The sequence below is a fragment of the Azotobacter tropicalis genome, from assembly GCF_059739045.1.
The window spans coordinates 4,528,796-4,541,275 of sequence record NZ_AP046059.1 but is presented as its reverse complement, the minus strand read 5'-3'; the positions used below and the strand labels follow the sequence as shown (position 1 = coordinate 4,541,275).

Annotated in this window: 11 protein-coding genes and 1 pseudogene; 4 read left to right on the top strand and 8 right to left on the bottom strand. The window is 70.1% G+C overall.

All coding sequences use genetic code 11. The features are described 5' to 3' along the window. Positions 1 to 34: 34 nt before the first annotated feature. Positions 35 to 970 (top strand): helix-turn-helix domain-containing protein, encoded by a 936-nt coding sequence (locus tag Atro_RS21520; RefSeq protein ID WP_497927727.1) that lies wholly within the window; start codon positions 35 to 37, stop codon positions 968 to 970. 8 nt (positions 971 to 978) lie between these two features. On the opposite strand, the gene Atro_RS21515 is transcribed toward Atro_RS21520, so the two are convergent. From Atro_RS21515 to Atro_RS21490, 6 genes and pseudogenes are all read right to left on the bottom strand, one after another. Then, positions 979 to 1,206 carry a DUF2934 domain-containing protein gene (locus Atro_RS21515; RefSeq protein ID WP_497925665.1) on the bottom strand — a complete coding sequence of 76 codons (228 nt, stop codon included), beginning with the start codon at positions 1,204 to 1,206 and terminating at the stop codon, positions 979 to 981. Positions 1,207 to 1,655: 449 nt separating this feature from the next. Next, entirely contained in the window at positions 1,656 to 2,858 is a 1,203-nt protein-coding gene (locus Atro_RS21510) for an MFS transporter (RefSeq protein WP_497925664.1), read from the bottom strand. Positions 2,859 to 3,041: 183 nt separating this feature from the next. Continuing rightward, positions 3,042 to 4,794, bottom strand: a pseudogene (locus Atro_RS21505) (FAD-dependent oxidoreductase). Positions 4,795 to 4,905: 111 nt separating this feature from the next. Continuing rightward, positions 4,906 to 5,226 carry an NIPSNAP family protein gene (locus tag Atro_RS21500; RefSeq protein ID WP_203230048.1) on the bottom strand — a complete coding sequence of 107 codons (321 nt, stop codon included), beginning with the start codon at positions 5,224 to 5,226 and terminating at the stop codon, positions 4,906 to 4,908. Beyond that, on the bottom strand, positions 5,195 to 6,934 hold the full coding sequence (locus tag Atro_RS21495) for an FAD-dependent oxidoreductase (protein ID WP_497925662.1): 1,740 nt from the start codon (positions 6,932 to 6,934) through the stop codon (positions 5,195 to 5,197). The genes Atro_RS21500 and Atro_RS21495 overlap by 32 nt, the downstream gene beginning before the upstream one ends. 13 nt (positions 6,935 to 6,947) lie before the next feature. Next, the gene (locus tag Atro_RS21490; protein WP_497925660.1) at positions 6,948 to 7,757 is read right to left on the bottom strand and encodes a shikimate dehydrogenase family protein; all 810 of its coding nucleotides are present in this window, start codon (positions 7,755 to 7,757) and stop codon (positions 6,948 to 6,950) included. A 147-nt stretch (positions 7,758 to 7,904) separates the two neighbouring features. Here Atro_RS21490 and Atro_RS21485 point away from each other — a divergent pair, with 147 nt between their 5' ends. From Atro_RS21485 to Atro_RS21475, 3 genes are all read left to right on the top strand, one after another. Then, positions 7,905 to 8,672: an IclR family transcriptional regulator domain-containing protein gene (locus tag Atro_RS21485; protein WP_497925658.1), complete on the top strand. Its 768-nt coding sequence runs from the start codon at positions 7,905 to 7,907 to the stop codon at positions 8,670 to 8,672. 121 nt (positions 8,673 to 8,793) lie between these two features. Then, a complete protein-coding gene (locus Atro_RS21480) occupies positions 8,794 to 9,789 on the top strand; it encodes an SDR family oxidoreductase (RefSeq protein ID WP_497925656.1) in 996 nt (331 codons plus the stop codon). 64 nt (positions 9,790 to 9,853) lie between these two features. Further along, positions 9,854 to 10,966: a patatin-like phospholipase family protein gene (locus Atro_RS21475; RefSeq protein WP_497925654.1), complete on the top strand. Its 1,113-nt coding sequence runs from the start codon at positions 9,854 to 9,856 to the stop codon at positions 10,964 to 10,966. A 36-nt stretch (positions 10,967 to 11,002) separates the two neighbouring features. Here the strand turns inward: Atro_RS21475 and Atro_RS21470 are convergent, their stop codons facing one another. Both Atro_RS21470 and thmT read right to left on the bottom strand, forming a co-directional pair. Next, a complete protein-coding gene (locus Atro_RS21470) occupies positions 11,003 to 11,929 on the bottom strand; it encodes an NADP-dependent oxidoreductase (RefSeq protein WP_497925652.1) in 927 nt (308 codons plus the stop codon). A 123-nt stretch (positions 11,930 to 12,052) separates the two neighbouring features. After that, a complete protein-coding gene (gene thmT, locus Atro_RS21465) occupies positions 12,053 to 12,244 on the bottom strand; it encodes a 2-hydroxymuconate tautomerase (protein WP_497925650.1) in 192 nt (63 codons plus the stop codon). Positions 12,245 to 12,480: the final 236 nt, after the last annotated feature.

Here is a 12,480-nt window from a genome sequence, read left to right as displayed (position 1 = left end):
CCTCGCAGGAGCCGCCAGAGGAAGTCGCCGGGTGATGATCAAGGGTAGCGAATTCGGTGAAAGGCCCTCGGATCTCGAGGTGATCCTCAACGAGCCGCAGCACAGCTTCCGCTGGTACGAGCACGATTACCCCTTTCCCTGGGCACGCTGGAATCATCACCCCGAGTTCGAGATCCACCTGATCCGTCGCGGCACCGGCAAGCTGCTCGCCGGGGACTATATCGGCCACTTCGGCCCCGGCCACGTGGCGCTGATAGGCCCCGGACTGCCCCATGACTGGATCGGCGATCTGGCGCCGGAGCAATGCATCCGGGGACGCGACGTGGTCCTGCAGTTCGACGGGGAAAGTCTGCTGAAGCTGCGCGAAAGCCTGCCCGAGCTGGGCGATCTGCAGCCCCTGTTCGAGCGGGCCCGGCAGGGCGTCGAGTTCACGGGCGAGACGGCCCGCAGTGCCGCCCGCTTGCTCGAAACCATCGGGCAGACGGACGGCCTCGGGCGCCTGGTGCTGTTTCTGTCGCTCCTGGACACCCTGGCCCGGGCCGGCGCCGACGAGAGCCGCACGCTGGCCAGCCCCCACTACTCGCCGGTGCTGGACAGCTTGACGGCCCAGCGCATCCATCAGGTGTTCGACTACATCCTGGGCGATCTGGCCGGCGAGATCCGCCTGTCGGTCATCGCCCAGCGCCTGCAGATGAGCGAGCCGGCCTTCTCGCGCTTCTTCAAGCGCACGACCGGGCACACCTTCGTCGACCTGATCCGCAAGCTGCGCATCCAGCGGGCCTGCCGCCTGCTGCTGCAAAGCCGGCAGTCGATCGCCGACATCTGCTTCCAGGTCGGCTACGGCAACCTGTCGAACTTCAACCGCCACTTCCGCCATGAAATGCACGAAACGCCCAGCGAATACCGCCGGCGGCTCGGGCCACTTCCCGGCCTGCCGGGCGGAGCGGCGGCGAGAACGGCAACCGGCTGAGGCCCCGCTCAGGGCTCGCTCTGCCGATCGGGCATGGGCGGCGCGACGCCGCTCTCAATACCGCCCGAGGCGGTGTCCAGGGTTTCCTCCGAAGTGCGTCCTCCGGTGTCCTCGGCGTCGATCTGCTCGCACGCCTCGTACCAGTGCTTCATCTCCTGCCCTTGCGGACAACCCTCCGACTCCCAGATCCGGTAGGCGCGCTCGCGTATGCGCTGTTCATCGTGACTCGGGTTCATTTCAGCCGTCCTCCACGGGTGGCACCCCTGAAAGCCCATCGGAGCAAGAAGCGGGGACGCTGCTTGAAGCAGCATTTCCGGCCATACCGGCAGCAGCCTTGCCCCAGAGGTGCGAATCTCAACTGTAGGAGATCGACCGCGCCATACCCGGTGCCATCCGGCAGCGAACGGATGGACGGTCTAGGGCCTGTTAACACTACTCCGCGCGGCCGCGACGGAGCCTGTTTTTGCGCGGAGTTAGGCGTGAGGAGAGAAGTTTGGTCATTCCAAATGAACGACGAGCAACGACGCACCGCGCAAAAACAGGCCCGTCCCTGCGGGTTGCGCGGCAAGTGGCGCCATGCGTCGTTGCGGGACTTGGCAAGGGAATGCCATTCCCTGCGTCCCGCGCCCCGCCTGGCGCCATTTGGCGCAGCAACGCGGCTCGCGGAGAGTAGTGTTAACAGGCCCTAGAACCGCCCCCGCCAGAGGATCGCCAGCGCCGCCAGCCCGACGCACACGACCAGCCCCTGCATCGCCGGCAGCAGGCCGATGGCGTCGACCAGCGCGCCGATGCCGAGGATGCTCAGGGCGCTGCCGAGGTAGCCGGCCACGTAGAACAGCGAACTCAGGGCGCCGCGGTGCTCCGCCGGGGCGATGACGGCCAGGCGGCCCATGACGCCGACGAAGGCCGCGCCGTAGCCGACGCCACTGCCCAGGGTGAACAGGCAGAATCCCCAGGCCTGTCCGTACGCCAGGCTGGCGGTGCAGCCGGCCCAGCTGGCTGCCAGCAGGGCGCAGCCGACATGGATCGCCCGCCCGGCGGGCATCCGCCGGCAGAGGAACTGGGTGACGCCGGCGGCGATCTGGAAGGCGGCGACGATCAGCCCGGCGGCGGCCAGGGCGCCGGCCGGCAGCAGCGAGGCGAGCATGGTGGTGCCCAGGGCGATGAACAGCGAGCCGACCATCCAGCCCAGCACCAGCACCGCGCAGACCATGGCGAACGCCGGCCACCGCGAGGCCATGGCCTGCGCCAGCGGCTGACGCGCGGCCGGACGGTCGGCGGCTGTCGGGGTCTTCGCCGCTTTCGGCCAGTCGCCGAACACCAGCCCCAGGCCGGCGAGCAGCGCCAGCGCGGCGATCAGCAGGAAAGGCGAGCTGCGCGGCCAGAAGTCCAGGTACAGCGCCGCCGAGCTGATCACCGGGCCCAGCGCCGCACCGCCGGTGAAGGCGATGCTCGCCAGGCTGGGTGCGCGGCGCTGCCGGTCGAGGTTGTCGAAGTCCATCAACGCGGCGTTGGCGCTGCCGGTCAGCGCGCCGGTGCCGAGACCGGCCAGCAGGCGGCCGAAAAACAGCGCCTGCAGGTCGTCGGCGAAACCGAAGAGCAGCGCGCCGAGGCCGACCACGGCCAAAGCCGGCAGGAGGATCAGCCGGCGGTCCGGCAGACGGTCGGAGAGCCTGCCGAGGACGACGAGCGACAGCAACACGCCGAAGGCGTAGACCGCGTAGAGGGCGCTCAGGACGACCGAGGGAAAGCCCCACAGCGACTGGTAGAGCCCGTACAGCGGCGAAGGCGTGGTGCTGCCGAGCAGGGCGCCGACCAGCGCCAGGGCGAGAAAGGCACGGGGAATCGTCAGTCGGCTGGACAACGGCAAGGGCAGCGAAGCGGTCACGGCAAGGCTCTCGAACGGGTCACGACCGGGGCGGGCCGCAGGCGATGGGTGGGCGTGGCTGCGTCGTCGTGGTCGCAGCGCGGGCGGCAGCGGCTGGAAGGCCATTCTCGCAGCCGCGGGCGCCCCGCAGAAGGCATTTTCCACGCAAACGCCCGGACGGTTTGCACTCGCCGGTCTCGTCGCTCAGGCCCCGACCGGCCGCGTGGCGGCCCGTGCCGGTGCCTGCCGCGCCGGCTCCGCCGCCAGGGCCTGGCCGGCGATGTAACCGAAGGTCATGCCCGGCCCCAGGGTGATGCCGCCGCTCGGGTAATGGCCGTTCATCACGCTGGCCATGTCGTTGCCCACCGCGTACAGGCCGGGAATCGGCGCATCGCCCTCCCCCAGCACCCGCGCGCCGGCGTCGGTGCGCAGCCCGGCGAAGGTGCCGAGGCTGCCGGGCACCAGCCTCACCGCGTAGAACGGGCCCCGGACGAGCGCGCCCAGCGACGGGTTCGGGCCGTGCAGCACCTCGCCCTGGGCCTTGTTGTAGGCCGAGGCGCCACGCCCGAACTCGGGGTCGACGCCCCGCTCCGCGCCGGCGTTGAAGGCCGCCACCGTGGCCTCCAGCTGGCGGGCGTCGATGCCGCACTGGCGGGCCAGCTCGGCCAGGCTCCCGGCCTGGTGCAGATAGCCCTTGCGCACCCAGGGCCGGGTCGGGAACGGAAACGGCCGCGACCAGCCGAGGCCGTAGCGGCGCTGCGCCCGGTGATCGCCGATCAGCCAGGCCTGCGCCACCTCGCCTTCCGGGGTGGCGGCGAACAGGGCGTTCATGAAGTCGTGATAGGAGTCGGCCTCATTGACGAAGCGCCGGCCATCGCGGCGCACGGCGATGAAGCCGGGCTTGGCGCGTTCGAGCAGGTGCGGGAAGCCGCTGAAGCCGCCGTCCGCCCGCGGCACCCGCGACACCGGCGCCCAGGCCGCGGGGCTGGCCAGGTCGCTGGCGATCCGCCCGCCGGCGCTTTCGCCCAGGCGCAGGCCGTCGCCGGTGTTGCCCTTGGGCGCGGCGGACAGGTGCTCGGTGCCGTTCAGCGCATGGGCGAACAGCTGGGCGATGCGTTTCTGGTCATGGGGGAAGCCGCCGCAGGCCAGCACCACGCCGCGGCGGGCACGAACCTCGAGCAGCGCCCCGCCCCGCTCGATCCGCGCGCCGACCACCGCCTCGCCGTCGCGCAGCAGGCCGCGTGCCGGCGCCTCGGTGAACAGGCGCACCCGGCGGTCCAGCGCGCTTTTCAGCAGCCGCGCCACTAGCGCGTTGCCGTTGACCAGGTGCAGGCCGCGGTCATATCGCAGCAGGTCGCGGAAATGCCGCAGCAGGCGCTTGCCGGCATACAGCGCCGAGCGCGGCGAGCGGCGGGCGTTGAAGAAATGCGCCAGGTCCGCGCCGCCGGCGATGCCCATGCCGGCCAGGCTGATCAGGTCCAGCGGCGGGCGCAGCCGGTCGATCCACGGGCCGAGCCGGCGGCCGTCGAACGGCTGGGCGCAGAGCGAGCGGCCGCCGCGGACGGAACGGGCGCGTCGTGGAAATCCGGCATCCGGCTGCCGGAGAAGAACTGCACGGCGGTGCGGCGCTGGAAGAACTCGACCATCCGCGGCCCCTGCGCCAGGAAGGCCTCCATCCGTGCGTCCAGGCAGTCTGTGTGCAGCTCGCTGCGCAGGTAGGTCTTCGGCTGTTCGGCAGCCTCGACCATGCCCTCGGCGACGGCCAGGGATTGCGCGGAATCCACAGCCAGCCGCCCGACCAGGCGCTGGTGCCGCCGAGAAACGGCTCCTTCTCCGCCACCACCACCTCGAGGCCGTGTTCGGCGGCGGTCACCGCCGCGGCGAGGCCGGCGGCGCCCGAACCCAGGACCAGCACGTCGCACTGCTCGGGCAAGGGCTGGCTGTCGACACTGTGCATGGCGATCTCCTTCTTGTTGTCGTGATCGAGGAGCAAGCCGCTCCCCTGCCCGCGCGCAGCGGACATCGGCATCTTCGCTGGATGTTCGGCCCCGCTGGCGGGGCCGGGTCGTCACTGCAACGGCGAGAAGTCGGTCGGGCGCATCAGCCGCGACTCGAGGTTCATCACCGCGTCCAGCTCCTTGTTCTTGCGGCTGAACTCCAGCCAGCGCGGGTCGGCGGCCATCCGCGTGCGGCGCGCCTGGCGGTCGTCCAGGCTCTCGTAGGCCCAGATGTGCACCACCTGGTTGGCGCCGCCGAACTCGGTGACGAAGAAGCCGACCAGATTGCCGAGGACTTCCGTCTGCAGCGGCAGCGCGTCGCTCTTGTAGAGGGCCAGCCAGTCGGCCAGCTTGGTCGGCTTAATGGTGTAGGTGCGCAGTTCGTAGTACATGCTCGTCTCCAGGTGGGGTTGCGTGCGAAGTGTTGCCGCTCAGGCGCTCGGCGATGTCGCAAGCGGCGAGGTAACCGAAGGTCAGGCCCGGACCCAGGGTGATGCCGGGACCGGGATAGGTGCCGTCCATGATCGAGTTCATTTCGTTGCCGGCGGCGTAGAGCCCGGCGACGGGCCGGCCGGCGCGATCCAGCACAGTGGCCCGGGCGTCGGTCAGCAGACCGCGCGCCGAGCCGAGGACGCCGGTGTCGATACGGATCGCGTAGTACGGCGCCCTGGTCAGCGGTGCGATGCAGGGATTGGGCCGGTGCAGCGGGTCGCCCATGTAGCGGTTGTAGGCATTGCCGCCCTTGCCGAACTCCCGGTCGAGGCTCTGCCGGGCGTCGGCGTTGTAGCGCTCCAGGGTCTGCTGCAGACCGGCGGCGTCCACGCCGATGCGGCGCGCCAGTTCGGCGATGCTGTCCGCGCGCTGCAGGTAGCCGGCCTCGATCAGTGCCGCGTTGTCGACCGGCCTGGGCCGGGCCAGGCCCATGCCGTAGCGGTTCATCGCCTCGGCGTCGCAGATCAGCCAGCAGGGGGCGTTGGTGCCGCCGTCGGCGAACATGGCCTCGACGAAGCTATGATAGGAGTCGGACTCGTTGACGAAGCGCCGGCCGGCGCGGTTGACGGCGATCACCCCCGGCTTGGCCCGGTCGGTGACCAGGTGCGGGAAGCGCTCCGTGCTGCCGTCCGGCTTGCGCAGCACCGAGACCGGCGCCCAGAAGAAGCTGGCCGCCAGGTCCTCGCCGGTGGCGGCATTCGCCGCGGCGGCCAAGGAGAGGCCGTCGCCGACGCTGGTCTCCGGCGACATGCTCCAACCGGCGGCGAAACCGCCGCAGGCCAGCACCACCCCGCCGCGGGCCCGCACGCACAGGCGTTGCCCGGCGTGCTCGATCAGCACGCCCTCGACCCTGCCGTCCTCGACGAGCAGGGATTCCGTGCATGCATTCAGCCAGAGCTCGACCCCCTTGGCGAAGGCGGTGCTGGCCAGGCGGGCGATCAGCGCATTGCCGACCGTGAGGCGGGTGCCGCGCGGATGGCTCAGGCGGTCGACGCCGTAGCGCGCCAGCAGCTTGAGGCAGTGCCAGAGCGACTTCGGCGAGCTTTTGATGGCGAGAAAATGCTGGATGTCGACGCGGTTAACCATCATCCCGCCGAACAGCAGCATGCCGTCCGGCGGCCTGCGCAGGTCCTTGAAGCGCGCGCCGAGACGGCGTCCGTCGTACTCGGCGATCTCCAGCGCACGACCGGTTTCGGTGCCGCCGGGCAGGTCCGGATAGTAATCGGGCGACAGCGGCCGCAGCGCGTACTTCAACTCGCTGTGGCGCTCGAGGAAGGCCAGCGCCTCGCGGCCGCGCGCGATGAAGACGTCGATCAGTTCGGGCCGGTAGCCCTTGCCGATGACTGCCTTCAGGTAGGTGCGCGTCCGCTCGGCCGGGACCTGGATGCCGGCCGCCCGCGCCTGGTCGCTGTCGTGGATCCACACGGCGCCGCCGGAGATCGCCGAGGTGCCGCCGAAGCTGGCGGCCTTCTCCACCAGCAGAACCGTCAGGCCCTGGCAGGCGGCGCTGACCGCCGCGGCAAAACCCGCGGCGCCGCTGCCGAGCACCACGACGTCGTAGGAGACTTCCGCCGGGCCGGCGCCAGGCAGGTGCGTAGCTGTGTTCATCGCGTATCGCCTGTCAGATATCCAGGGGCGTGACGCCCATGAAGTGGCCGAGGTTGCCGAGCTGGGCGCGGGCCATTTCCGGGCCGCTCTGCACCGTGCAGCCCATGCGCCGGGCAAGCGCGAGCAGCGGGGTGATCTCCGGCGAGGTCACCACATCGGCGACCAGGCAGTGCTTCGGCAGGCTTTCCAGCAGGCTTTGCGGCAACGGCAGCTCGCCGCTGTCGCCCATGCCCACCGGGGAGGCGTTGACCACCAGGTCGAAGTCGGCAAGCGAAGCGTAGTCGCCGCCGATGGCGATGGCCGGGAAAGCCTGGCGCAGCAGCGCGCAGAGGCTCCCGACGCGCTCGGCGCTGAGGTCGGCGATGGCCAGCCGGCTCACCCCGCCCTGGCACAGCGAATAGGCGATGGCGCTGCCGACCCCGCCGGAGCCGACCACCAGGGCGCGCTTGCCGCGCGGCTCGAAGCGGTGCCGGCGCGCCGCGTTGAGAAAGCCCTCGCCGTCGACGATATCGCCGACCAGGCGGCCGTCGGCCTCGCGGCGGATCACGTTGACCGAACGCAGCGCCGCCGAACGCTCGCTGACTGCGTCCAGGCGGGTGGCGAGCAGTTGCTTGTAGGGCACGGTGACCACGCAGCCGCGCAGGTTCCGCCAGCCGCGCAGGGTGGCGAGGAAAGCCTCCAGGGATTCTTCCTGCAGGTCGATGGGCAGCATCGCCAGGTCCTGTCCATGCCCGGCGAACCAGGCGTTGAAGTTTTCCGGGGATTTGACCTGGGCGATCGGCGAACCGACGATGCCGACCAGGGCGGTGGAACCACGAATCATGCGGGCCTCCAGTTCTTGGATTTGTTGTGGCAGCCATCCTGCGCCAGCCGCAATTTCCGGAACAAGGTTCCTGTTCGTCGTTTCAGTTGTTAATCGCCATCACACTGCGATAATCGCACTGAATCGGCAAAATACCTTCCGTCTCCCATGAAACAGCCTGCCATCCATTCCCGCGATCTGATCGTCGGCCTGCAGAAGGGCCTGGCCCTGATGCAGTTGTTTTCCGAGCGTCATCCGCGCCTCAGCGTGCCACAGGCGGCCAGTCTTTCCGGACTGACGCCGAGCGCGGTGCGGCGCTTTCTGCTGACCCTGGTCCACGACGGCTTCGCCGAGACCGACGGACGCCACTACTGGCTGACCGCCAAGGCTCTGCGCATCGGCCAGGCCTACGTGGATTCGGCGCAGCTGCCGCGCATGCTGCGGCCGATCGTCGAGCAGGTGGCGCGCAACACCCAGGAGCATGTCTCGGTGGGCGTGCGCGACAGCGACGACATCGTGCACATCGTGCGCAGCCGCTACAGCCACGTCGCCTCGCTGTCGATCCGCCCCGGCTCGCGGGTGCCGATGTACTGCACGGCGAGCGGCCGGCTGTGGCTGGCCGCGCTGGACGCCGAGGCGCTGGACGCCTACTTCGCACGGGTCGAGCTGCGCGCCCTGACGCCCTACACCCGAACCTCGGCGGAGGCGATCAGGACCGAGCTCGCCCGGATCGGCGAACTCGGCCATGCGCTGGTGGACCAAGAGTACGAGGTGGGCATGCGCGTGCTGGGCGTGCCGCTGCGCGACCGCGAGGGACAGCTGAAGGCCAGCCTGACGCTGACCACCCACGCCGCGCGGATGAGCCCGGAGGAGATGCGCGAGCGCTACCTGCCCGCCCTGTACGAGGCCCAGGCCCTGCTCAGGCCGATCCTCTGAGGCCCCTCTGCGACCGACAGGCCGTCAGCCGATCCCGCACGCCTTTGAACTTCTCGCGGAATCGCTCTCTCTCAGCAAGCGGGGGCCGTAACCAGCCAAGCGCTCAAGCCGAGGGAACGCCATGCATCCGATCTCCAGCGGGACAGTCGTCGTCATCACCGGCGCCTCGAGCGGCATCGGCCGCGCCACCGCCTACGCCTTCGCCGAACGCGGTGCCAAACTCCTGCTCGCCGCCCGGCGCACGGAGATGCTCGAGGAGGTGGCGCGCAAGTGCCGGGAGCTGGGCGGCAGCGCCTTCGCCCTGGATACCGACGTGACCTGCGAGGAGGACGTCGAAAAGCTGGCACGCCAGGCCATCGCCCGCTTCGGCCGCATCGACGTGTGGTTCAACAACGCCGGCGTGGGCGTGTTCGGCCGGCTGGAGGACATCCCCTCGGAGGTCTGGCGCCGGGTGATCGAGACCAACGTCTTCGGCTACATGTACGGCGCCAGGGCGGCGATACGCCAGTTCCGCGCCCAGGGCCACGGCATCCTGATCAACAACGCCTCCATCGCCGGGCTCCTCGCCCAGCCGGACTCCACCGCCTACGCCACCAGCAAGTTCGCCGTGCGCGGTTTCGCCGAGGCGCTGCGCCAGGAGATGTGGGACCAGCCGGGCATCCACGTCTGCACCGTCCTGCCCGCGGTCATCGACACGCCCTTCTTCGCGCACGCGGCCAACTTCAGCCATCACCGGGTGCGCGCCGCGCCGCCGGTCTACACGCCGGAGAAGGTCGCCCGCACGGTCGTGGAGCTGGTTCGACAGCCGCGCGCCGAGGTCGTCGTCGGCGGGGCCGGCCGCGCGGCCGCCCTGCTGCAACGCCTCGCGCCCCGGCTGACGACGCGGCTCAGCGCCCGGGTCTCCCCGCATGGCTTTCTCGCCAACGAGCCGGGCAAGGAGACCAGCGGCACCCTGTTCGAGCCGATGTACGACGGGCATACCGTGCGTGGCGGCTGGCGCACGGGGCCGAACAACGGCGGCGTGCCGTCGCTGCTGGCCTTGGCCCTGGTCGGCGTGCCGCTCGGCCTCCTGCTCTGGCGCCGCCGGGCCGGCCGCGGCAGCGAGACACGCCGATAGCGATCTTCCCTTCCCCTTCCGTCAGCCCCGGTCCGGGGCCGGGGACCGCCCCAAGGAGCTCACCATGACCGATCGGATCACGCTCATCCTGGCCGGAGGCAACGCGCTCGGCGCCTACGAGGCCGGCGCCTACGAGACGCTGCATGAACGCGGCCTGTATCCCGGACAGTTCGTCGCCGTTTCCACCGGCGCGATCAACGCCGCGCTCATCGCCGGCAATCCGCCGGAAAAGCGCGTGGACAGCCTGCGTCGCTTCTGGGCGCTGGTTTCGCAGGACATGGCCGCCTGGGTCCTGGGGCCGGCCTACTGGTCGACGACGCTGGACAGCGGCCGGGCGCGCATCATGCAATGCGCCCTCCTCGGCAGCGCGGGTATCTACCATCCCCGCTTTCCGGGCGCCCTGTCGATGCTGCCGGGCATGCCCACGGACAAAAGCCTCTACGACCTCGGCCCCTTGCGCGAGCACCTGAAAAAGGCCGTCGACTTCGGCCGGCTGAACAGCGGCGAGACCCGGATGATCGTCGTCACCGTGGATGCCCACAGCGGCGAAGAGGTGCGCTTCGACACCACCGAGGGGCCGATCGGGGTCGACCACCTGCTGGCGAGCTGCGGCTTCCTGCCCTTCTTTCCGCCGGTCGAGATCGCTGGCCGCCTGCTGGTCGACGGCGCCATGTCCTCGAACCTGCCCCTGGAGGCTGCGCTGCAGGAGCATGTCGCGGAGGACCGCTTGTGCATCGCGCTGGATCTGCTGCGCCGGCAGAACGACGGGGTGCATACCGTCGGACAGGCCGTCGACCGGCAGCTCGAACTGCTGCTCTCCTCCCAGACGTGGAAAGCGCTGAAGAACCTGAGCCAGGTCCACGCGCTGCGCCGCCAGCTGCGCCTGCTCGGCGAGCGGCTGCCGGCCGAGCTGCGTACCGACCCCGCCCTGGCGCCGGCCCTGGCGGAGGGCGAAAAGCTCGGCGGTGCCACCACGCTGCTGCTGCTCAGCCATACCAGCGTGCCCCACGACACCGAACTGCGGGCGTTCGACTTCTCCCGGCCGGTGCTGACCGAGCGCTGGGAAAGCGGCCGTGCGGACATGGCGCAAGCCCTGCATGAGCTGGGCAGCCGGCGTGCCGCTCCGGGAGAGTTCGTCGTGCGGACCTTCAGCGACGGCGAGTCCCGGGAGCTCTAGGGCACGGATCTATTCTGAGCGCGGCCGGGATCGGGGTCAGCGACTGACCCGGACGATCACCTTGCCGCGCACGTGTCCGGTCTGGTTGAGCCGCAGGGCATCGGCCGCCTGCTCCAGGGGAAACACCCGGGCCACGGGGATCTCCAGACGGCCGCCGGCGGCCATATCCGCCAGTACCTGCAGGTCCTGCCCGCTGGGGCGCACCCAGACGTAGAGGCCGCCGGCCTCCCGCACCGAGTCGTCGATGATCGAGCCGTGCCGCTTGCTGCCCTGGCGCAGGACGGCCAGGGTCTGCTCGCGCACGCCGCCGACGAAGTCGGCCACCGCGTCGACCCCCTCCGGCGCCAGCGCGCGCACGCGCTCGACCAGGCCGTCGCCATAGGCCACCGGCTCGATGCCGAGGGAACGGAGGAAGTCGTGATTGCCCGGTGAGGCCGTGCCGATCACCCGGGCGCCCAGGTTGCGGGCGATCTGCGCGCCCTGCACGCCCACGCCACCGGCGGCCGCGTGAATGAGCAGGCTGTCGCCCTGGCCGACGCCGAGGCGCCTCAGCAGCTGGTAGGCGGTGAGCCCGGCGAGCGGGATGCCCGCGGCCTGATCCCAGTCCAGCGTCGCGGGCTTGTGGGCCACGGACGCGGCCGGCACGCTGATGAATTCGGCGAAGCTGCCGTGATGGACGAAATGCTTGCGGGCGTAGGCCATCACCTCGTCGCCCGGCTTGAACTCGGGGGTGTCGAGACCGATCGACTCGACGACGCCGGCGACGTCCCAGCCAGGGGTGACCGGGAAGAAGGTTTCCATGATGCCGTCGAGATGGCCGGCCATGATCTTCCAGTCCACCGGATTCACCGCCGCGCTGCGCACGCGGATCAGCACCTCGCCCGGCGCGACCTTGGGCATGGGTCGCTCGGTCAGCTGCAACAGGTCGGGATCGCCATAGCGGTCGTAGGTCATCGCTTTCATGAGAGCTCCTCGGACCAAAGGCCTTTTCGGCAATCCGAAACTATAGCCCTGCACAGCCGGTGCGCCGCGATGCCGGGAAGACGCGCCGGCCTCCCCGGCCTGACTGCACGCTGCGGGCTCCCCTCAGGGCCTGAGCTTGCTGGCCGGCTCGCCGGCGATGCCGAAGTCGGTCTTGGGAATCTCGTGGATGATCACCCGGATCCGCTCCATGGGCGAGGCCAGCGAGCGGGAGATGGCCTGGCTGACTTCGCGGATCATGGATTCCTTTTGCTCGCGGCTGGGGCCTTCGATGAGGTGCACATGGACGATGGGCATAGGACGACTACTCCAGAAAGGCTGCCATTTCTTCATAGGCGACGGTGCACGGCAGCCCGGGTTATAGGGAAGCGAGGCATGGCGCCCGGCTGTCAGACCGGCATCGCGTGCCGGCCACGGGCAGCCTCTTATGAGATAAGATGTCTGTCAACTGCAAAATATCGGAGGAGCCCATGGCCAGCCCTCCATAAGCGTTCGCTAAACGCACGCTAAGAGCGCTTCCCTTGACGCAACGG

Bases quoted from the DNA above. Each gene is read 5' to 3' on its own strand.
- Atro_RS21500 (WP_203230048.1), bottom strand. From the start codon at position 5,226: ATGTACTACGAACTGCGCACCTACACCATTAAGCCGACCAAGCTGGCC.
- Atro_RS21485 (WP_497925658.1), top strand. From the start codon at position 7,905: ATGAAACAGCCTGCCATCCATTCCCGCGATCTGATCGTCGGCCTGCAG.
- Atro_RS21515 (WP_497925665.1), bottom strand. From the start codon at position 1,206: ATGAACCCGAGTCACGATGAACAGCGCATACGCGAGCGCGCCTACCGG.
- Atro_RS21480 (WP_497925656.1), top strand. From the start codon at position 8,794: ATGCATCCGATCTCCAGCGGGACAGTCGTCGTCATCACCGGCGCCTCG.
- thmT (WP_497925650.1), bottom strand. From the start codon at position 12,244: ATGCCCATCGTCCATGTGCACCTCATCGAAGGCCCCAGCCGCGAGCAA.
- Atro_RS21495 (WP_497925662.1), bottom strand. From the start codon at position 6,934: ATGAACACAGCTACGCACCTGCCTGGCGCCGGCCCGGCGGAAGTCTCC.
- Atro_RS21490 (WP_497925660.1), bottom strand. From the start codon at position 7,757: ATGATTCGTGGTTCCACCGCCCTGGTCGGCATCGTCGGTTCGCCGATC.
- Atro_RS21470 (WP_497925652.1), bottom strand. From the start codon at position 11,929: ATGAAAGCGATGACCTACGACCGCTATGGCGATCCCGACCTGTTGCAG.
- Atro_RS21475 (WP_497925654.1), top strand. From the start codon at position 9,854: ATGACCGATCGGATCACGCTCATCCTGGCCGGAGGCAACGCGCTCGGC.
- Atro_RS21520 (WP_497927727.1), top strand. From the start codon at position 35: ATGATCAAGGGTAGCGAATTCGGTGAAAGGCCCTCGGATCTCGAGGTG.